This window comes from Ensifer sp. ENS03 (genome assembly GCF_014852035.1).
Classification (GTDB): domain Bacteria; phylum Pseudomonadota; class Alphaproteobacteria; order Rhizobiales; family Rhizobiaceae; genus Ensifer; species Ensifer adhaerens.
Genome location: NZ_JACVAV010000002.1, coordinates 543,376 through 562,434, shown reverse-complemented (window position 1 = coordinate 562,434; position 19,059 = coordinate 543,376). Strand labels below are relative to the sequence as shown.

Genomic DNA, 19,059 nt, shown 5'->3' with positions numbered 1-19,059 from the left:
GTCCTGGTGCCCGCCATTTCGTCGAAGCCTTGCAGACCGCACGCATGGCTCTCGACGTTCATCGAACAGACCAGTCGGCTTGAAGAAGGGGACATCACATGACAGACGCACCTTGGCACGCCGATCCACTCACCTGGGGCACCGGTCGGCACCTCTTCGAGGTCTTTCTGGAACCGACGGATCCTTACTCGGCCAAGGCATTCGGCAAGCTCGATGCCCTTCTCGCCCGCGCCGGCGCGGACAGGATCACCATCAAGATCCGGCTGCAGTCGCAGCCCTGGCACATGTATTCCGGCGTCGTCGTTCGCTGTATTCTTGCGGCCTCGACGCTGGCGGGCGGCAAGGAGACCGCAAAGACCGTCATCGCGGCCGTCGCTGCGCATCGGGAGGAGTTCGAGTTCACCCACCACGCCGGCGGGCCCAACATGGACGTGACCCCCAACACGATCATCGAGCGACTGGAAGGTTATAGCGGCGTGCAACTGAAGGCGGCCTTTGCGATCCCCGATCTCGATCGGGAGATCAAATGGCATTGCCGGTACGCCCGCCAGAACGGCATCCACGTCTCCCCGACCTTCATGATCGACGGGATCGTGCGGCCGGACGTGAGCAGCGGCGATGATGTTTCGGCCTGGGCGGCGAAGTTGCTCGCCTGACGAAGGTTGCAAGGGACGCTTCCGGCGGGCAGCGGCCGGGCCCCCGTTGCGGGCATTTTCCCGGGGCTCGACCGGGCCGTTGGCGACGCCCGTCTTTCCAGTTGCCTTAACCGGCAAAAGTGGCACACTGAGCCTCGCGCGACGGCGCCAAGCGTCTGAATGCCAGGGCGGAGGCCACTGTAATATTTTGTTTTTCTAAATGGATTTCTCTCCGGCCGATTTCCGTCGGAAAACACGTGTTGGAAAAAGCCAGAGGAATACAGCGGGCTTTTTGAGCGCCTTTTCGGACGCCGCGTTGCCAAAAATCTAAGCGCTGCCACCGCTCCGGATGGGCGCGGTGCATACACAACTGGAGGGTATCGTGACGCTTGCAATCAATGACCTCGCACCGGACTTCGAGGTCGGGACAACCGACGGCACGATCCGGTTTCACGACTGGATCGGCGACTCCTGGGCGGTGCTGTTTTCGCACCCGAAGGACTTTACGCCCGTCTGCACCACCGAGCTCGGCTACATGGCGCGCATCAAGCCGGAATTCGACCGGCGCGGCGTCAAGATCATCGGCCTTTCGGTCGATCCGCTCGACCGCCATGCCGGCTGGGCCGCCGATATCGAGGAGACACAGGGCCATGCGCCGAACTTCCCGATGATCGCCGATGTCGACTACACCGTCTCGAAGCTCTACGGCATGCTGCCGGCGCCGGTTTCCGGCGATCCGACCAAGCGCACGCCCGCTGACAACCAGACGGTGCGCAACGTCTTCGTCGTCGGCCCGGACAAGAAGATCAAGTTGATCCTCATCTATCCGATGACGACAGGCCGCAACTTCGACGAGGTGCTGCGTGTCATCGACTCGCTGCAGCTGACGGCCAAGCACAAGGTGGCAACGCCGGTGAACTGGCAGCAGGGCGACGACGTGATCATCGCCGGCTCCGTCACGGATGAGGATGCCCGCAAGGTCTATCCGGAGGGCTGGCGCGCGCCGAAGCCCTATATCCGCATCGTGCCGCAGCCGAAGGGCTGAGGCGGGGCTGACGTTTCGTCAGGGCGCGGAAGCGCCCGCGTTAAGGGTTCGTCCTTCGTTGCTGGGGGTGAGGGTTTATCCGCATTCCGCGACGAGGGGGCTGCCCCTCATCTCGCGGTGAGGGAGCTGACCCTCACCCGCCTGCCGGCGCCTTCTCCCCGCATGCGGGGAGAAGCGACGTTGGCGTGCCTTCCGCGTTTCCTTTTCCCCGCCTCTGGGGGGGCGGCGGATAGGCCGTTTAGCTTCCATTCCCACGACCCGTGGTTGCCGGAGCGGCGAACCCCGCGCCGGAAGCCTGCTTCCTCTGCGACAGAATCCCTCCTTTATCTGAGCACGCCCGCGCCTATAGTGCCGCTGTTTGCGGCCGCCGCCGGAGCGCGCCGCACGCTGACTGGATGACCCGCCCCATGACCGCAGCAAGCCGCCCCGACCTGACAGACATTCACCGCGGCGACTGGGTGGATCGCCGGTTGCCGCGGGCGGTGCGGCCCTATACCCGTCTTGCGCGGCTCGACAGGCCGGTCGGTATCTGGCTGACGCTCTTTCCCTGTTGGGCGGCGCTTTTCCAGGCGGCGCATGGCCTTCCCGAGATCCGGGATATTCTGGTTTTCACGCTCGGCGCATTTCTGATGCGCAGTGCCGGCTCCACCATCAATGACATGGCCGACCGCAATTTCGACGGGCATGTCGAGCGCACGCGGTTTCGTCCGCTTGCAAATGGTGAGATCGGTATGTCCCGGGCCGTTGTCTTCCTGATTGCGCAACTTGCGCTCGCCGCTTCGCTCCTTGTCTTCTTGAGCCCCGCGACCCGTGTGCTTGCGGTGTGCGTCGTGCCGCTCGTGTTCCTCTACCCCTTCTGCAAGAGGTTCACCCATTGGCCGCAAGCGGTCTTGGGTGCTGCCTTCAACTGGGGCATGCTGATGGCCTGGTCGCAGGTTGCCGGCCATGTTCCGGCGGGCGCTGTGCTGATGTGGGCCGGCGCCGTTGCGTGGCAGATCGGCTATGATACGGCCTACGCCTATGTCGATGTGCGAGACGACACGCGTCTCGGTCTCAAGTCGACGGCGATCCTGTTCGGCTCTCGCGGCAAGGCCTGTATCGCCCTGTTCTACGGCCTGACGCTGGCCGCCTGGTCTGTTGGCGGCTGGATGCTCGGCATGTCGAGCCTGTATGCCATCGGCATGGTGGTGATCGCGGCCCATCTGGCGTGGCAGGCCTGGCGCTTCGACCTCGATCGCCCCGAAATCAGCTATCGACTGTTTCTGGCGAATATCCTGACCGGCGGGCTGCTGGCTGCCGCCGCTCTCGCCGGAAGTTTTTGAGGGACGCCGAACGTCCGGCCTGCCGCCTGGAATACGGCCGACAGGCGGGCGACGCATTGACGCCCGGCGCGAGCGCTCCATGTCATATCCAGATGTCATATCCAGGCGTTCAGCGCAGTCAAACGGGCAGGGGCAGGCCATGCAAAGGTTCTTCGTCAGCGTCGCCAAGGAATTCGAGGCCGATAGCGCCGAGGAGGCGGCCCTTTTGATGTACCAGTATCTGACCCGCGAGCCGGCGCCGCTTTCCTACGCCATCACCGACGAGGCGAAGAACATCACCAGGCTGACGCTCGAGCGCGACAAGGCGGACGAATTCGCGAGCGTCGACCACACGGCAGATCCGGGCAACTGGTAACGTCCGCTGGCAGCGATGCCTGTGGGTGGAAGCCATCAAAGCGACAAGTTCGGTTGCAATTCTCCGGCGTTCGCGTCAAGACTGCGCCGGTTGGGCGCGGGTATCGCCGCGCTTCGGGAGGAAACCTGCTTGTTCATTGCACATCTGCCGGCCGGGTATCTGCTGTGCCGCCCGTTTGCGCGCCGCAACCCGTCGCAGGCCCGCGCCATCTTCGGGGTCGGGCTTGTCTGTTCCGTCCTGCCGGATTTCGATCTCGCCTATTTCTACCTGATCGACCAGCGCCGCACGCCGCATCACGACTACTGGGTGCACACGCCGATCTTCTGGCTGGTGCTGGCGGCGACGGTTGCGCTTGTTCTCATCGCCACCGGGCGGCGCAAACAGCTCGTCCTTGTCGGTGTCGGGCTTTCGAGCGTGCTCCTGCATCTGGTGATGGATTCTGTCGCGGCTGATATCCGCTGGTTCTTTCCTTTTGTGGATCTCAGGGTGAACCTTGTGCATGTGCAGGCGGTCTACAAACCCTGGTACCTGAACTTCCTCTTGCACTGGACCTTTGCGCTGGAAGTTTTGATCTGGCTGCTGGCCGGCCATTTCGCTTTGCACGATTTGAGAGCGCGGCGCACGATCGGGACCGAGGCCGCATGAGAGCAAAAGCAGGGCAATTCTAGGGGGCGCGAAAAGAATCGCTTAAGAAATTTATCATACGAATAGCTACAATTCGCATGTATCCCTTTTCGATTTGTTAGCTATAGGTCCCGCCCTCATGACTGGCCTGCCGTTTCTTTTTTCGTCCGATGCCAAAGCCATGCTCGATGCGATCAACCGGTCGCAGGCGATCATCGAATTCGATCTTTCCGGCACGATCCTGACCGCCAACGGGAATTTCTGCCGCGCGATGGGTTACGATCTCCACGAGATTGTCGGCCGGCATCACCGCATGTTCGTGCAGCCGGAGGAGGCGGCGTCCGCTGCCTATGCCGACTTTTGGGCACGCCTTGCCCGCGGCGAATATGACAGCCAGCAGTACCGGCGCATCGGTAAGGGCGGGCGGGAGATCTGGATCGAGGCCTCCTATAATCCGGTGTTTCGCGGCCGCAAGCCCTACAAGGTGGTGAAGTTCGCGACGGACATCACCGCGTCGAAGGCAAAGAGCACCGACGATCAGGGCAAGATCGACGCCCTGTCGCGGGCCCAGGCGATCATCGAATTCACGCCTTCGGGCGAGATCATCACCGCCAACGAAAACTTCCTTTCGGCCATGGGCTACGCGCTTCCCGAGATCGTCGGCCGGCACCATTCCATGTTCTGCGAGCCGGACGATGTCCATTCGCCCGCCTATGCCGACTTCTGGCGCGATCTTGCGGCCGGGCGCTTCGTCACCGACCAGTTCAAGCGTATCGGCAAGGGTGGCAAGACGGTCTTCATCCAGGCGTCCTACAATCCGATCCTCGACGATGCCGGTCGCGTGTCGAAGGTGGTGAAATTCGCCGTCGACGTTTCCGACCGCGTGCTTGCGGTCCAGGAGATCGGCGCCGGGCTCGGCCGCCTAGCCGAGTGCAACATCCGCATGACGCTGGACGAGCCCTTCGTCGGTGAGCTCGAAATCCTTCGGCGCGACTTCAACACCTCGATCGGCATGTTCCAGGAAACGCTGTCGGCCGTGCTCAGCCAGACCCGTGACCTCAACAGCAACAGCCACGAGATGAAGGATGCCGCCGAGCATCTTGCCGACCGCACGCGCCAGCAGGCGGCAGCCTTGGAGCAGACCTCGGCGGCGCTGGAACAGGCGACGGCGACGGTGCGCACCTCGACCGAGAATACCCAGCAGACCCGCGCACTGGTGCAGAATGCGCGGCAATCGGCGCACAGCTCTTCCGGCGTCGTGCGCGATGCGGTGACGGCGATGCAACGCATCAAGGCGGCCTCCGAGGAGATCAGCCAGATCATCGGCGTGATCGACGAGATCGCTTTCCAGACCAACCTTTTGGCGCTCAACGCCGGTGTCGAGGCGGCGCGCGCCGGCGATGCCGGCAAGGGCTTCGCGGTCGTTGCCTCGGAGGTGCGCGAGCTCGCCCAGCGCTCGGCCAAGGCCGCCAAAGAGATCAAGGCGCTGATCCAGAATTCGGTCGCCGAAGTCGCCGAAGGCGTGCGCCTCGTCGGCGATACCGGCAGCGCGCTGAAGGAAATCGAGGACTTCGTCGCGGCGATCGACACGCGGATCGCAGCGATCGCGACGGCTGCGACCGAGCAGACGGCGGGCCTCGGCGAAATCAACGCTGCGGTCAACGACATCGACGTCATGACGCAGAAGAATGCGGGCATGGTGGAGCGCACCGCCGACGTCAGCGTCCGGCTGGCCGAAGGCGCGCAGCGGCTGACGGAACTGGTCAACCGCTTCCAGCTCAACCGCCGTGCCGAGCGGCGCGAGGCGGGCACGGCAGCGGCAACGGGCGGCATGGGTGACCGTCGCCGCGCGACCGACGCGCGGGCCGCCTGAGGGAATAAAGCGGGACGTGCGGGGCGATCATGCCCTGCCGTTCGCGGGCGGGCGGGCCGGGGGTGCGGCCCGCCTCATCCCCTCCAAGGCAACCTTCGTGCGTTGGAGAGCCCTACCGCAGCAACGAAATTGTGACCGCACTGTCTCCGAGGTCTCCCGTGGCATTGGCGCGTGATAGACGATCGGCAGACGTGTTCGTGCAACGTGTGGTATCGCTGATACGTTGACGAAGCCCACGGTTCTATGCATCCTGCCGGCCAACGAACGAAGATGCCGGATACGGCACGGGAAGAGCAGGGCCAAAGGCCCAAGGCATTGATAAGCTTCGCATTCGCCAACGGCGCCCGTGCGTCTCGCCAGGTCGCCATGGCATTCTGAAGAGCTGCAGGGGCTCGCGATCAAGGGAAACCTGCAGAGTTGCGACGCGTTTCAGCGTCGCTTGAGCACGACATACGCATTCACGACGTCATTCGCATCGATTGCTCGAGGCCGGAGGGGATTGTGAAGGAAAAGTCGAGGTTTCTGCCAGCGGTGCTGGCTGCCATGCTGGCCGCATCCGTGGCGCTGCCTGCCACTGCCGCCGATCTGGTGATCGCCATGCCGAACTGGCCGTCGGGCCAGGCGACGGCCAATATCCTGAAAGTGGGCATCGCCAAGAAATTCGGGCTCGATGCCGAGGTCAAGGAACTCGGCACGCTCAATGCCTTCGTCGGTTTCGAGGCGGGCACGGTCGACATTCAGCCTGAGGTCTGGCGACCGAACTTCGAAGACGTCGTGCGCAAATACGTGACCGAAAAGGGGGTCGGCCAGCTGACCGAACGCAGCGTGCCGGCCTGGCAGGGCCTTTGCGCCACGCCGGAAGCGGCCAAGACGATCAAGTCGGCCGCCGATCTCAGCGACCCCGAAAAGACCAAGGTCCTCGACACCGACGGCGACGGCAAGGGCGAGATGTGGATCGGCGCCGCCACCTGGCTTTCGACCGGCATCGAGCGGGCGCGGGCGGCCGGCTACGGCTACGACAAGACGCTGACGCTGTTCGAGGCGGAAGAGGAGGTGGCGATGGCTGCCGTCGATGCGGCCGTCGCGACGGAGAGGCCGATGGTGTTCTACTGCTACGCGCCGCATCACGTGTTCGAGCTGCACCCGATCGCACGGCTCGAAGAGCCGCCGCACGATGCCGCCAAGTGGAAGATCTTGCCGCCGAGCGACCCGCTCTGGGTGTCGAAATCCAGTGCCTCGACCGCCTGGCAAGCGGCACATTTCCAGATTGCCTATGCCACTGCCTTCGGCAAGAAACACCCCGATGTCGCGAAGTTCCTGGAGAAGGTGGATTTCTCGCCGGAGGAAGTGACGAAGATGAGCTACGCGCTGGAGGTCGAGCGGCAGGCGCCGGCCGACTACGCGAAGAAATGGGCCGAAGACAATGCGGCGCGCATCGACGGGTGGGCCAAGCCATGAGCGGACGTTCTGACGACAATCGCCTTGCCGGCACGGACCGGCCCCTGTGGACGCGGCGCAGGCTCGGTGTCGCGGTGCTTGCCGCCGCCCTTACGCTCGGGCCGCTCGCCGCCTGGGCGCAGACCCAGATCTACGACGCCCGCACCAAGAAGTGGGTGAACTACGACAAGAAGAAAGCGCGGCAGTATTTCGCCCGCAACAATCAGCTGCCAGAGGCGTTCCGCCGCCAGGTGGTGACCTTCCGAACGGCGGAACAGCCGGGCACGATCATCATCGACGGCAATCAGCACTTCCTCTACCTGGTGCAACCCGGCGGCCAGGCGATCCGCTACGGCATCGGCGTCGGGCGGGAGGGCTTCGGCTGGGCCGGCATCGTGCGCGTCGGGCGCACGGCCGAATGGCCGACCTGGACGCCGCCGGCCGAGATGGTGGCGCGCGACCCGAATGCGGCGAAATGGGCGGCCGGCATGCCCGGCGGGCCGGACAATCCGCTCGGCGCCCGCGCGCTCTATCTCTACGAGGGCGACCAGGACACGATCTACCGCATCCACGGCACGGTGGAGCCCTGGACGATCGGGCTCGACGTTTCCTCCGGCTGCATCCGCATGAACAATGACGACGTCATCGATCTGCATTCGCGCATCGAGATCGGCGCCAAGGTGATCGTGCTGATGCAGGGGGCAGCGCTCTACAAGGGCGTTTGAGGCAGTATAGGCAAGACGGGTCGCTTGAGAGCGGCGCGTCGGCGCAGGCACCTTGCGGGCGCCAGGAAAGAACCGATCGGCCGCCGGGGACACGCGTGGCCGATCGCGCGAAGGAACAGGGACAGAAGATGCGAAGGGGAGGATACGTGGTGAGCGAGGGGATATTGCGTATGAAAGGCCTTGTTCTGGCGCTGGCGGCCACGGCCGCGATCAGCGGTTGCCAGTCCGCGCCCAAGCCCGAGGATATGGCGCGCACCAGCCTGCAGACGGCGCCGGCTGATCTGCAGCTTCTGTGTGCCCATGCGGCCGCCGGTGCTGCCCAGGTCGACAGCGCCAAGGTCTTGCCGACCAGTTCACGGGCGCTCGATGCCGCCTCCTACAGCGTCGACCTCGACGCCGCCGGCCGCAAGTTCACCTGCATCGTCGACACCGCCGGCAGCGTGAAGTCGGTCACGCCGGTCTAGCAGACAACCCGGCCGCGGCCATGCTGCCGGCCGTCAATCACCAATATTGAACAGCGTCGAAGGATCGGCAACGACGGGCGCTGCGTAGAAGGTCAGGCGCGCCGCGTCCATCAGCAGCAGCGGCTGGTCCATCTCGACCGAGAGACTGGTGATCCAGTCCTGGAAGTCGCGCACGCGGTCGGCGTAATCGGCCGAAACATCGTGTGCCTCGGACGGGTCGGCGCCAAGATCGAAGAGTTCGACCTTTTGCGGCAACGTCGCCTTCCAGACGAGCTTCCAGTTGTCCCGGCGCACGGCGCCGCCCATGGGGTCGACGTTGTAGACGACCTCGGTGCGCGGCGTCGGCTTGCCCTCGCTCAAAGAGGGCCAGAGGTTGATGCCGTCGAGCGGCTGGTTCTTGTCGAGCGTCGCGCCGACGATCGCTGCCAGCGTCGGATACATGTCGACCACATGGACCATGCCTGCGACCCTGCCGGGCTTGATCTTCTTCGGCCAGTTGGCAAGCGCGACCACGCGGGTGCCGCCCTCGTAGAGTGTGCCCTTGCCGTCGCGATAGGGGCCGTTGTCGGCCGGCAGCCCGCCGCTCACCTTGCTGTCGCCGGCAAAGAGCGAACTCGTCACACCGCCATTGTCGCTGTGAAAGACGATCATCGTGTTGTCGCGCATGCCGCGTTTTTCGAGCGACGCCAGCAGCTTGCCGATACCGTCGTCGAGCACGGAGATCATCGCCGCATAGGCACGGCGGTTCTTGTCGGCGATGTGCTTGTAGCGCTCGAGATAGTCATCGGGCGCCTGGAAGGGCGTGTGCGGCGCCGTGAAGGCGAGGTAGAGGAAGAGCGGGCTTGCGGGATCGTGGCTTTCGACCACCCGGGCTGCCTCGTCGCCGATCAGCGTGTTGTCGAAGCCGGTCTCCTCGAGCGGCCTGTTGCCACGATACCAGTCCTTCACCCCATGGGAGGCGTGCTTGAAGTGGTCGATCTCGCCGACCAGCGCGCCATAGAAGGTGTCGAAGCCGCGCTGCTTGGGCCAATATTCCGGCTTGGCATGGCCGAGATGCCACTTGCCGACCAGCGCGGTTCTGTAGCCGGCATCCTTCATGACCTGGGAAAGCAGGTATTCGTCGAGCGCCAGCCCGTAGGAGCCGGGCGAGGGGATCACGCCCGTCTGCAGGCCATAGCGCAGCGGGTAGCGGCCGGTGAGGAAGGCTGCGCGCGTCGGCGTGCACATCGGCTGGGTGTAGAACTGGTCGAAGGTTACGCCGCTCGCCGCCAGCCTGTCGAGATTGGGTGTGCTGATGTCCGAGCCGCGGAAGCCGACATCGCCCCAGCCGAGATCGTCGGCGATGATGTAGACGATGTTCGGCGCCGTCGCGCCGGCTGCTTGTGCCGCATTCGGGGCAAGAGCCGCAAGGCTCGCCGGCAGCCCGGCGGCAACGGCGATCGCCGCACTGCTCATGAGAATGTCGCGCCGGGTCAGGCCGGCTTCCGGATCCGCCTCAGCCGTCTTGCCGCCGCATGCGTTTGCACGGGCGTTGTTCGCTTGCAGTTCAGACATGCGCACCCCCTGGAAATGCGACCCGACCGGACGGCGGATCTTTTATTCGATATTTCTAATATCTGCACCTTCCGGTAGCGCCGTCAATTAACATTGTCGTGGTGGCAAAGGGGCGAAATGGCGCGTCGTTGACGGCCTATCGACGGCTGTATCGATGAGCTATCGCGGCACTGTCACCGATAATTTTCATGGGATTAAGCTTTGTGCGGTGCAAATAAATAATGCTGCAGTGCAAATAGTATTTTGGAGAATTGCGTTGTTTGGTCAGTATATTTTCCAGAACTTCTTCCAAGTTTGGAAAATATGTGCTCTCATAGGTTTAGTTGGAAGGAGGACATGCCATGCTCTCGTTCTTCGAGCACTTTGCACTTTTCGACGCCTTGATCGTTGCGGCGATCTGCACGCTTCTGATCCTGAGTTACTTCAGCCGCGAGGCCTGAGGGCGCGGGGAAGCAAAACGGGGTCCGTGGACGACCCGGAGGGGTTCCGCAATGGCGCGCGGGCGCTTCAAGCTTGCCGTCGCTGAACCGCGACAACACGTGGCGTCGTGCACTTCGATCTGCATGGCTTTACGGTCGTAGCGCTGAACCGGCTCAAGCCGTGCGCCTTGCCGAGACATGCAACCAGCGGGTCGGTTCGCCGTCATAGCCGCTTCCATCGGCCTCGCTGATGTCAGGCTCGGGCCAGCCGGCGTCTTCGAAGCAGGCGCGCAGCCAGTCGGCTGAGGGGTAGTTGAAGTAGCGGCCGAAGCGGTCGTGGCCTTCCGTCTCGCCGGCCTTGAAACTCGCCTGCAGAAGACCGCCCGGCTTCAGCGTCCGGCGAATGCGTGTGAGCACGTCGGCAAGCTCCGTGCGCGGCACATGCAGGAGCGAGGCCTCGGCCCAGATGCCGTCAAACCGTCCTTCCCAAACGATCTCCTGAAACGTGATGACCTCGACCTTGCGGCCGATGCGCACTTCGGCTTCCCGCGCCAGTTCCGCCGAACCGTCGCAGGCGCTGACGTCGAAGCCATGGTCCAGCAGAACAAGGCTGTCATGCCCGCCGCCGCAGCCGAGATCGAGCACGGAGGCGCCGGGGGCGAGACGGGCCATGAAGGCCGCGAGACGGGCTGCCGGCGGCTTGCGTTCGCGCGCCGCATAGGTGGCGGCATTGTCGCGATAGAAGGCGAGGGTGTCGTCGTCGGGTTTTGTCATCGATGCTTTCTGGGCGTTGGCGCCGGCGTGGGAAGGGCGATTGCCTTGGGCTGCGAAATCCGTTCCGTCAGCGTTTCGCCATGGGTCGTTTTTCTCCGTTCGAAGCCCGAGAGCAGATTAGACGAAGATGGCGGCAGGCGGAGCAAAAAATATCGGCATGCTGCGGTTAAAGCGGGCTGATCGACAGGCCTGACGCTTCCGGATAAGCATGTGGCAGTTGTCCTCAGCCGGAACCTTCAATGGCCGATCTCCCCATTCTCCTGACCTTCGTTGCTGCACTCTTCGTTCTGGAGATCACGCCCGGTCCGGACATGATGCTGGCGCTCGCCCGCGGGATCGGGCAGGGGCGCCGGGTGGCGCTGCTGACGGTGGTCGGCATGATCTTCGTCGCCGGCGTCGTGCAGGTAGGCCTGCTGGTCCTCGGCGTCGCCTCGCTGCTGAAGGCCTATCCCGCCGGGCTCATGCTTCTGCAGTGGGTGGGGGCCGCCTACATGCTCTATCTCGGCGCGCGCATGGTCTGGTCGAGTTTCGGCGATGCGGCCGAAAGCAAGCGGCTGGCGGCGACCGAGGTGTCGGACTGGCGCGCGGTCCGCGAGGGAACGATCAACAGCCTGACGAACCCGAAGTCGCTGCTCTTCATGTTCGCCTTCCTGCCGCAGTTCGTGGACCCGACCGCCGGCCCCGTTTGGCTGCAGCTTGCCGTGCTCGGCATCGTGCAGAAGCTTGCCGGCATCCTTTCGCTCGGTTCGGTAGCGCTTGCTTCGGGAACGGTCGGGCAGGCGCTTTATCGTTTTCCGCGGCTGCTCGTCTGGCAGCAGCGTTTTACCGGCGCCGTCATGCTGGGGCTCGGCTTCCGCCTCCTGTTTGCAGGCAACGCCGGCGCGCCGGCGGTCAAAACGTAAGGCGGTGCTGTCCCCGCTGGGCGGGGACAGCACTTGAAAGACGTTGCTTGATGGCAGAGTGCCTAGGTCTTCTGCCGCGTCGTGTCGATTGGCCGGGTCTGGAGCCGGCAATGCCTACCGTCTCACTTGGCCGCCTGGGTCGTGCCGAGCACGTAGTCTCCGTCCCAGTGCCAGATCTGCTTGTCGTCAACCGTGACCTTCACGATCGCCTGGAAGCCAGCGAGCGTGCCGCTGCCGGCGTGGAACGCACAGGTGCCGAGCGGCGGCTTGGCCGTATCGTAGACGACGCAGTATCCGAGCGCCGAGTCGCCGTTTCCGACAGCGATGACGGCGGTGCTGCTGGAGAAGAGGGGATTGGCAACCACCGGTCCATAGTAGAGGATTTTGCTGCCAGCCGGGATCGCTTCGAGGTTCGATTCCGTAATGGTGCAGAAGCTCGGGGTGTCGCCGGTGAACTGGCTGCACTCCTTGGCGATCTTGAGGGGTTGCGTCTCCGGCGCTGCGGGTGCCGCCGACGCCGCTTGTGCCAGCGCCAGGGCGGCGCCAGCCGACAGGATAAACAGTCTGCTCATGGCCTAGTCCCTCCGGTCGAATTGAGGGGAGAAATTTTACGCTTCGCCTCCTTCTCCGGCAATTTGCCACTTTGGGTTATCAGGCGCCGGGTGCCGCTGCCGGCGCAAGGACAAGCGGACGACGGGCGTCTGTGCGATTGGGGCCAAGCGGCGCGAGCGTAGCGGTTGAGCAGATGGCTTGCTTTACCTCATGGCGCGTGGCATTCGGCTCAAGCTGACGTAACGTCAGGTCCTGGACGTAGCGTGCGCGGAGCCCCAAAAGCCCGAAAAGCGCTCGGAATTAGGTCAATAATATTGACATAAATTGGTCGTCATGGTCCTGTCGCTTCACCGTCCAGAGCATCCTTCCTTCCAGGGGGATCGCCCGAAGCGGAAAGATGCTCTAAACAAAAAACCAGAGCGTGCTTTGAGCGTTCATGCGAACGCACGGCGCTCTAGAATGACGCGGGAGGAAGCGGAGAACCGCTTTCCGCTTATAATCTCTGAGGAAACACCCCATGCTGGATTGGGAACATATCTTCGCGACGCGCTCGAACCGGATGCGCGCTTCGGAAATCCGCGAACTGTTGAAGCTGCTCGATCGCCCCGACATCATCTCGTTTGCCGGCGGCATTCCCGATCCCGCGCTGTTTCCGGATGCGGAATTCAAGGACGCCTATGCGGAGATCTTTTCCGGCCCGGCCGTGAGTGCCGCCCTGCAGTATTCGGTCAGCGAAGGCTACAAGCCGCTGCGCGAATGGCTTGCCAAGCAGATGGCCGATCTCGGCATTCCCGCCGGCGCCGACAACATCTTCATCACGTCCGGTTCGCAGCAGGGCCTCGACTATCTCGGCAAGCTGTTCCTGTCGCCGAACGATACCGCACTTGTCACCTGGCCGACCTATCTCGGCGCGCTGCAGGCCTTCAACGCCTATGAGCCGACCTACGACCAGCTGAACCCCAACGGCAACCGCACGCCGGAAGCCTACCGTCAGGCGGCGGGCGAGGCGGGCGGCCGCGTCAAGTTTGCCTATCTCTCGGCCGACTTCGCCAACCCAACCGGCGAGACCGTCGACCGGGCCGGCCGCGAGCGCGTGCTGACGCTCGCCGAAGAGCTCGACATTGCCGTCATCGAAGACGCGGCCTACCAGTCGCTGCGCTATGACGGCGAGCCGGTGCCGCCGATCCTGGCGCTCGAAATCGCCAAGAAGGGCGACATCAACAACACCCGCACGATCTATTGCGGCTCGTTCTCGAAGACGCTCGCTCCCGGCCTTCGCGTCGGCTGGGTCTGCGCCTCGGAAAAGGTGATCCGCAAGCTCGTGCTCTTGAAGCAGGCAGCCGATCTGCATTCCTCGACAATCAACCAGATGGCGATCTGCACCGTTGCCGAGCGCGGCTTCGATGAGCAGGTGGCGAAGATCCACCGGGTCTACAAGCAGCGCCGCAACGCCATGCTCGCAGCGCTTGAAAAGTACATGCCCGAGGGCGTGTCCTGGACGAAGCCGGAAGGCGGGATGTTCGTCTGGGTGACGCTGCCAAAGGGCATGGACGGCGCCGCACTGCTTGCAAAATCGATCGAGACCGCCAAGGTCGCCTTCGTTCCCGGTCGCGCCTTCTTTGCCGATGGCTCGGGCGAAAACACCCTGCGCGTTTCCTTCTCCTGCGCCAACGATCAGATGATCGACGAGGGCATCCGCCGGCTCGGCGACCTCATCCGTGGCGAAGTTGCGGCTCTGGCAGCTTAAGGCTTCGTCAGACCTTCCTCATTTTGAGAAACGCGCTTGCTCCTGCGGGCGCGTTTTTCTTTTGGCTGGTAAAACCTTCGTGTTTTAGTCAAGATGACGCATTGATCGAAGCGGGGCCTTCCGATAGTTAGAACGTGACATGACCGGGCACCCCCGGCCACGTAAGCGTTAACGTCACTCAACGCGTATGATCGAACGGCCAGAAGCGGCTTCGATCTGCGCGACTGTGTCCTGCGGATCGAGCTTTTCGAGGCCCTCCAAAGGATGCAAATGGACAATTCTCCCAACTATTCCCATCTCCCGACGCCGCGCATCGAGCGTGTTCGCCATGAGCTGAAGCGCCGCTCGCTCGTCGTTTCCGGCATCGAGCGGGTGACGCCGGGCATGCTCCGGATCACGCTTTCCGGTGAGGATCTCGCCGACTTCGTCAGCCTCGGGGCGGATGACCACATCAAGATCTCCGTGCCCGGCGCAAACGGCACCGAAGAGCGCCGGGACTATACGCCACGGCGCTACGACACAGACGCGCGCGTTCTGGCGCTCGATTTCGCGTTGCACGAGGCGGGCCCCGTGACCGCCTGGGCAATGGCGGCCTCCGTGGGTGACAAGCTCGAGATCGGCGGGCCGCGTGGTTCGGCGGTCGTGTCTGGAGATTTCACGCGATGGCTGCTGATCGGCGACGAGACGGCGCTGCCGGCGATCGGGCGGCGGATCGAGGAGACGCCGGCGGGGCATCAGATCACTAGCGTCGTCGCGGTCACCGGGCTGGACGAGCGGCAGAAATTCCGCACCAAGGCGGCGCTCACCACCCATTGGGCCTATCGCCCGCTCGATCAAGCGCACGATCCGGCAGCGCTGCTTGCCGTCGTGCGTCAAGTGGCGCTCGAGCCCGGCACCTTCGTCTGGATCGCGGCCGAAGCCGCAGTCACCCGGGCGATCCGCACCCATCTCGTCGAGGAGCGCGGCTTGCCGCTCAGCTGGCTGAAAGCCTCCGGCTACTGGGTGAAGGGCAAGGCCGACAGCACCGAGAAGTTCGAATAGACATCACGCTTTCCGGTGCCTTTGCTCGGGCATCACGACGGGAACGCTCGGCCGGCGGATCAAAAGATCCGCGCAGGCCCTGCTGCGGTTACCTCCGGCGCGCCTCTCTTGATGGGCGCCTGCCGCCCTCATGCCGGCGGAACAAGGCCGGGAAAACATGTCGTGGGCTCGGGTGCGCAATTGCCTTGTCGCGGAGAGTCAGGTCATTTCGCATCTTGGGGCGACGTCTATCCGATCACGCGGATCGACTGGTGCCATCAATGGTTCACTTCGAGGGCAGGGCAGGCTTGGACCTCATCGACGATCAAGCGCAATCCGATCAACCGACGGCGCGCATGTATGCCTGGGCGCGCAATTCAGCGGCCTATCGGCTGGCGCGGCAGATGCTGACGGAAAAGCAGCTCTTCGACGCCATCTCGCGCAAGGCGCGGGAGAAGTTCGAGGATATCAGCGTGAACCAGGTGGAGCTGCTGGCGGCTGCGGCCGTGACCTTTGCCTATGACAATGGCGCGCTCAACGACAAAGCTTATGCCGAGATCAAGACCCGCTCGGCCATGCGCGGTGGCAAGTCGAAGCGGGCGATCGCCCAGAAGCTGTCGGAAAAGGGCGTCGCGCGGGACGCCGTCGCTGCGGCGGTGGCGGAAGCCGACGATCTCTATGCGGCCGTCGTCTTGGCGCGAAAGCGCGCCTTCGGGCCGTTCCGCAAGGCGGCGCTCGACGAGAAGCGTACGGCCAAGGAGCTCTCCGCCTTTGCCCGGGGCGGCTTCAGCTTCGAACTGGGCAAGCGGGTCTTTGCGATGTCGGTCGACGAGGCCGAGGACATTTTGTTTGCAGGCCGCTCGCTCTGACCCAAGGGGGCAGGTCGTGTTGTCTGATTGCTCTTCCTGTTCGCCTGGGTCAGGCCTCAGGCGATCGGCAAGGACCTTGCCGCCGCGGAGGCGGGCATGCTGACGCTCGCCCTGATCTCCGGCATCGTCCAGTACGCGCTTGCCTTCTGGCTCTACCTGATCGGCCTCAAGCGCCTGCCGGCGAGCACGGCTGCGCTGTTCCTGACCCTGACGCCCGTCTTCGGCATCGGGCGTAAAGGCCGCGGCAATTACCCGCGCTTCAGCGCCGGATCGTCCATCGCCGGATTGTAGAACAGCGAAAGCGTCAGGCTGCGGGCGATGCGTTCGGCCGTGGCCATGAACCAGGCCTTGGCCTCGCCGTTCGGGGCGATGTCGTCGAGCGTCGTGGAAAAGAGATCAAGCCATTTCGGAAAGAGATCCGGCGTCATGTTGGCGACGCCGACATGCGCCTGCACCGGCTTGCCGCCATAGGCGCCGTTGCGGAAGGCGACGGCCGACCAGAAGCTCTTCATCTTGTCCATGTGCTCCGGCCAGCGGCCGGAAAGCCTGGCGTCGAAGACGGGGCCGAGATCGGGATGGGCGAGCACGCGGGCGTAGAAGGTCTCGACGAGACGATCGATGAAGGCCGCATCGATGCCGATCGCCTTCATCTCGGCTTCCGCTCGTTCGCGGATTGCTGCGACATGAGCGGCGCGGCCCTGCAAGTCGTTGTCGTCCATCCCGATGTCCCTGTCTCAATGCCCATGTCTCAGGCCCAGGCCCTTATCTTTGGCGTCTTGCATATAGGCATGCGGGGGCGTCGCGCCAGAGGCCAAAGGGGCGATTGCGTCAATCTGTCAGAGGTTACGCTGGGTGAGTTTTGCCAGTGCTGTTCTACCCGGCCTTGCAACGGATTGCCCGCGTCGCGCGTCTCAGTAACGGTTGCGAGCCGGCACGTCGTAACTGTTACGTACTTGGACACCCACCCCCGCACGCGCATCATCCGCCCGGTCCTCGACAGCAGTGCATTTCCGATCGCCTTAACTAGGAGAGTACGATGAGCATGCATGACGATAACAAGGCTGCGCCAGCGATGGCCGAGAATGGGGTAACGGATGTCAGCCGCCGCGACCTCCTTCTCAGTGGAACAATTTTTGCAGCCGCGTCGCTGGTGGCAGGCGCTGCTTCGGTAAGCCCGGCCAAGGCGCAATCCTCTTCTTCGGCGAGCGGCAAGCCGCCAAACATCCTCGTCATCTTCGGCGACGATATCGGCATTCCGCAGATCAGCGCCTACACGATGGGGCTGATGGGCTATCGCACGCCCAACATCGACCGTATCGCCGCCGAAGGCGCGATCTTTACCGACAGCTACGGCCAGAACAGTTGTACGGCGGGCCGCGCCTCCTTCATCCTCGGCCAGGAGCCTTTCCGCACCGGGCTCTTGACGATCGGCATGCCGGGCGACCCGCACGGCATCCAGGACTGGATGCCGACAATCGCCGACGTGTTGAAGACCAAGGGCTATTCGACCGGCCAGTTCGGCAAGAACCACCTCGGCGACCGCGACGAGCATCTGCCGACCGCACACGGCTTCGACGAGTTCTTCGGCAACCTCTACCACCTCAACGCCGAGGAAGAGCCGGAAGGCTATTTCTATCCCAAGGATCCGGAGTTCAAGAAGAAGTTCGGCCCGCGCGGCGTCATCAAGTCGAGCGCCGACGGCAAGATCGAGGACACCGGCGCGCTCAACACGAAGCGCATGGAAACGATCGACGAGGAATTCCTGACGGCTGCCAAGGATTACATCGACCGGCAGGTGAAGGCCGACAAACCGTTCTTCTGCTGGTTCAACTCGACCCGCATGCATGTCTTCACCCACCTGAAGCCGGACTCGCTCGGCAAGACCGGCAAGGGCATCCATGCCGACGGCATGGTGGAGCATGACGGTCACGTCGGCCAGCTCCTGAAACAGCTCGACGATCTCGGCATCGCCGAGAACACCATCGTGCTCTACACCACCGACAACGGCGCGGAACTGGCGCTGTGGCCGGACGGCGCGCAGACGATGTTCCACGGCGAGAAAGGCACGACCTGGGAAGGCGGCTTCCGCATTCCGATGATGGTGCGTTGGCCGGGCGTGGTAAAGCCGGGCACGCAGATCAACGACCCGGTGACGCTGATGGACTGGCTGCCGACCTTTGCGACCGCCGCCGGCATCGCCGACGTCAAGGAAGAGATGAAGAAGGGCTTCAAGGGCACGTCGAAGACCTTCAAGGTGCATCTCGACGGCTACGACCTGACGGGGCTGTTGAAGGGCGAGGCGAAGGAGCCGCCGCGTGACTCGGTCTACTACTTCGACCAGGGCGGCAACCTCAACGCTATCCGCTGGAACGACTGGAAGCTGAGCTTCGCCCAGGCGAGCCACGGCAACATCGCCACCGCCACCCGTGAGGTGCCGAGCTGGGCCGTCATCGCCAACCTGCGCATGGACCCCTACGAGCGCGGCATGGAAGACGGCGGCGGGGCGATCGAGTTCCTCGCCCGCAACATGTGGCTGCTGGTGCCGATCCAGGGCAAGATCAAGGAGTTCTTCGCCGACTTCAACGATTATCCGTACCAGGCCGGCAGCACGCTGAACGCCAGCGGCATCAACTATGGCTGGCTGGCGCAGCAGGCAGCGATGAAGCGGCTGGGCGAACTGGAAAGCCTGGCGCCGCGGTAAAGAGCGGAAAGACTCCGCCGCCGGCGACCGCTGGCGGCGGG

19 protein-coding genes are annotated in these 19,059 nt (G+C 63.8%); 15 read left to right on the top strand and 4 right to left on the bottom strand.

What is annotated here, in order from left to right:
- Positions 1-98: 98 nt before the first annotated feature.
- The 9 genes from IB263_RS09450 to IB263_RS09410 all read left to right on the top strand — a co-directional run bounded on the left by IB263_RS09450 (position 99) and on the right by IB263_RS09410 (position 8,480).
- Positions 99-656 carry a thioredoxin gene (locus IB263_RS09450; RefSeq protein ID WP_113553065.1) on the top strand — a complete coding sequence of 186 codons (558 nt, stop codon included), beginning with the start codon at positions 99-101 and terminating at the stop codon, positions 654-656.
- 361 nt (positions 657-1,017) lie between these two features.
- A complete protein-coding gene (locus IB263_RS09445) occupies positions 1,018-1,680 on the top strand; it encodes a peroxiredoxin (protein ID WP_034793680.1) in 663 nt (220 codons plus the stop codon).
- A 407-nt stretch (positions 1,681-2,087) separates the two neighbouring features.
- A complete protein-coding gene (gene ubiA / locus IB263_RS09440) occupies positions 2,088-3,002 on the top strand; it encodes a 4-hydroxybenzoate octaprenyltransferase (RefSeq protein ID WP_192438405.1) in 915 nt (304 codons plus the stop codon).
- A gap of 139 nt (positions 3,003-3,141) precedes the next feature.
- Positions 3,142-3,357 (top strand): hypothetical protein, encoded by a 216-nt coding sequence (locus IB263_RS09435; protein WP_060516039.1) that lies wholly within the window; start codon positions 3,142-3,144, stop codon positions 3,355-3,357.
- Positions 3,358-3,486: 129 nt separating this feature from the next.
- Positions 3,487-4,002: a metal-dependent hydrolase gene (locus IB263_RS09430; RefSeq protein WP_060582795.1), complete on the top strand. Its 516-nt coding sequence runs from the start codon at positions 3,487-3,489 to the stop codon at positions 4,000-4,002.
- Between the two features lie 118 nt (positions 4,003-4,120).
- Positions 4,121-5,854: a PAS domain-containing methyl-accepting chemotaxis protein gene (locus IB263_RS09425; protein WP_192438404.1), complete on the top strand. Its 1,734-nt coding sequence runs from the start codon at positions 4,121-4,123 to the stop codon at positions 5,852-5,854.
- 543 nt (positions 5,855-6,397) lie between these two features.
- Positions 6,398-7,312, top strand: coding sequence for a glycine betaine ABC transporter substrate-binding protein (locus IB263_RS09420; protein WP_034793684.1), 915 nt, complete (start codon positions 6,398-6,400; stop codon positions 7,310-7,312).
- Entirely contained in the window at positions 7,309-8,016 is a 708-nt protein-coding gene (locus IB263_RS09415; protein WP_051659263.1) for a L,D-transpeptidase, read from the top strand. Before IB263_RS09420 ends, IB263_RS09415 begins: the two co-directional genes overlap by 4 nt.
- Positions 8,017-8,186: 170 nt before the next feature.
- Positions 8,187-8,480 (top strand): hypothetical protein, encoded by a 294-nt coding sequence (locus IB263_RS09410; protein ID WP_226020593.1) that lies wholly within the window; start codon positions 8,187-8,189, stop codon positions 8,478-8,480.
- Between the two features lie 33 nt (positions 8,481-8,513).
- Here IB263_RS09410 and IB263_RS09405 read toward each other — a convergent pair whose 3' ends face one another.
- Both IB263_RS09405 and IB263_RS09400 read right to left on the bottom strand, forming a co-directional pair.
- Positions 8,514-10,034: an arylsulfatase gene (locus IB263_RS09405; RefSeq protein WP_192438403.1), complete on the bottom strand. Its 1,521-nt coding sequence runs from the start codon at positions 10,032-10,034 to the stop codon at positions 8,514-8,516.
- A 593-nt stretch (positions 10,035-10,627) separates the two neighbouring features.
- A complete protein-coding gene (locus tag IB263_RS09400) occupies positions 10,628-11,227 on the bottom strand; it encodes a bifunctional 2-polyprenyl-6-hydroxyphenol methylase/3-demethylubiquinol 3-O-methyltransferase UbiG (protein ID WP_192438402.1) in 600 nt (199 codons plus the stop codon).
- Between the two features lie 239 nt (positions 11,228-11,466).
- On the opposite strand from IB263_RS09400, the gene IB263_RS09395 reads away from it, so the two are divergent.
- Positions 11,467-12,129 carry a LysE family translocator gene (locus IB263_RS09395; protein ID WP_192438401.1) on the top strand — a complete coding sequence of 221 codons (663 nt, stop codon included), beginning with the start codon at positions 11,467-11,469 and terminating at the stop codon, positions 12,127-12,129.
- Positions 12,130-12,251: 122 nt separating this feature from the next.
- Here the strand turns inward: IB263_RS09395 and IB263_RS09390 are convergent, their stop codons facing one another.
- A complete protein-coding gene (locus IB263_RS09390; RefSeq protein ID WP_060605298.1) occupies positions 12,252-12,701 on the bottom strand; it encodes a hypothetical protein in 450 nt (149 codons plus the stop codon).
- A gap of 497 nt (positions 12,702-13,198) precedes the next feature.
- Between IB263_RS09390 and IB263_RS09385 the strand changes: the two genes are divergently transcribed.
- The 4 genes from IB263_RS09385 (at position 13,199) to IB263_RS09370 (ending at position 16,608) form a co-directional block, all read left to right on the top strand.
- A complete protein-coding gene (locus IB263_RS09385; protein ID WP_034792987.1) occupies positions 13,199-14,428 on the top strand; it encodes a PLP-dependent aminotransferase family protein in 1,230 nt (409 codons plus the stop codon).
- A gap of 270 nt (positions 14,429-14,698) precedes the next feature.
- Positions 14,699-15,469, top strand: a complete 771-nt coding sequence (locus IB263_RS09380) for a siderophore-interacting protein (RefSeq protein ID WP_192438400.1) — start codon at positions 14,699-14,701, stop codon at positions 15,467-15,469.
- Positions 15,470-15,729: 260 nt separating this feature from the next.
- Positions 15,730-16,317 carry a recombination regulator RecX gene (recX, locus tag IB263_RS09375; protein ID WP_089043531.1) on the top strand — a complete coding sequence of 196 codons (588 nt, stop codon included), beginning with the start codon at positions 15,730-15,732 and terminating at the stop codon, positions 16,315-16,317.
- 27 nt (positions 16,318-16,344) lie between these two features.
- Positions 16,345-16,608: an EamA family transporter gene (locus IB263_RS09370; protein WP_089043532.1), complete on the top strand. Its 264-nt coding sequence runs from the start codon at positions 16,345-16,347 to the stop codon at positions 16,606-16,608.
- Here the strand turns inward: IB263_RS09370 and IB263_RS09365 are convergent.
- Positions 16,566-17,036 (bottom strand): group III truncated hemoglobin, encoded by a 471-nt coding sequence (locus tag IB263_RS09365; protein WP_060516046.1) that lies wholly within the window; start codon positions 17,034-17,036, stop codon positions 16,566-16,568. The genes IB263_RS09370 and IB263_RS09365 overlap by 43 nt on opposite strands.
- A gap of 317 nt (positions 17,037-17,353) precedes the next feature.
- Here IB263_RS09365 and IB263_RS09360 point away from each other — a divergent pair, with 317 nt between their 5' ends.
- Complete coding sequence (locus IB263_RS09360) at positions 17,354-19,018, top strand: arylsulfatase (RefSeq protein ID WP_034793006.1); 1,665 nt, start codon at positions 17,354-17,356, stop codon at positions 19,016-19,018.
- The last annotated feature ends 41 nt before the right edge of the window (positions 19,019-19,059 follow it).

Bases quoted from the DNA above. Each gene is read 5' to 3' on its own strand.
- IB263_RS09400 (WP_192438402.1), bottom strand. From the start codon at position 11,227: ATGACAAAACCCGACGACGACACCCTCGCCTTCTATCGCGACAATGCC.
- ubiA (WP_192438405.1), top strand. From the start codon at position 2,088: ATGACCGCAGCAAGCCGCCCCGACCTGACAGACATTCACCGCGGCGAC.
- IB263_RS09405 (WP_192438403.1), bottom strand. From the start codon at position 10,034: ATGTCTGAACTGCAAGCGAACAACGCCCGTGCAAACGCATGCGGCGGC.
- IB263_RS09420 (WP_034793684.1), top strand. From the start codon at position 6,398: ATGCTGGCCGCATCCGTGGCGCTGCCTGCCACTGCCGCCGATCTGGTG.
- IB263_RS09360 (WP_034793006.1), top strand. From the start codon at position 17,354: ATGAGCATGCATGACGATAACAAGGCTGCGCCAGCGATGGCCGAGAAT.
- IB263_RS09425 (WP_192438404.1), top strand. From the start codon at position 4,121: ATGACTGGCCTGCCGTTTCTTTTTTCGTCCGATGCCAAAGCCATGCTC.
- IB263_RS09380 (WP_192438400.1), top strand. From the start codon at position 14,699: ATGGACAATTCTCCCAACTATTCCCATCTCCCGACGCCGCGCATCGAG.
- IB263_RS09385 (WP_034792987.1), top strand. From the start codon at position 13,199: ATGCTGGATTGGGAACATATCTTCGCGACGCGCTCGAACCGGATGCGC.
- IB263_RS09415 (WP_051659263.1), top strand. From the start codon at position 7,309: ATGAGCGGACGTTCTGACGACAATCGCCTTGCCGGCACGGACCGGCCC.
- IB263_RS09410 (WP_226020593.1), top strand. From the start codon at position 8,187: ATGAAAGGCCTTGTTCTGGCGCTGGCGGCCACGGCCGCGATCAGCGGT.
- IB263_RS09395 (WP_192438401.1), top strand. From the start codon at position 11,467: ATGGCCGATCTCCCCATTCTCCTGACCTTCGTTGCTGCACTCTTCGTT.
- IB263_RS09450 (WP_113553065.1), top strand. From the start codon at position 99: ATGACAGACGCACCTTGGCACGCCGATCCACTCACCTGGGGCACCGGT.
- recX (WP_089043531.1), top strand. From the start codon at position 15,730: ATGGTTCACTTCGAGGGCAGGGCAGGCTTGGACCTCATCGACGATCAA.
- IB263_RS09365 (WP_060516046.1), bottom strand. From the start codon at position 17,036: ATGGACGACAACGACTTGCAGGGCCGCGCCGCTCATGTCGCAGCAATC.
- IB263_RS09435 (WP_060516039.1), top strand. From the start codon at position 3,142: ATGCAAAGGTTCTTCGTCAGCGTCGCCAAGGAATTCGAGGCCGATAGC.
- IB263_RS09390 (WP_060605298.1), bottom strand. From the start codon at position 12,701: ATGAGCAGACTGTTTATCCTGTCGGCTGGCGCCGCCCTGGCGCTGGCA.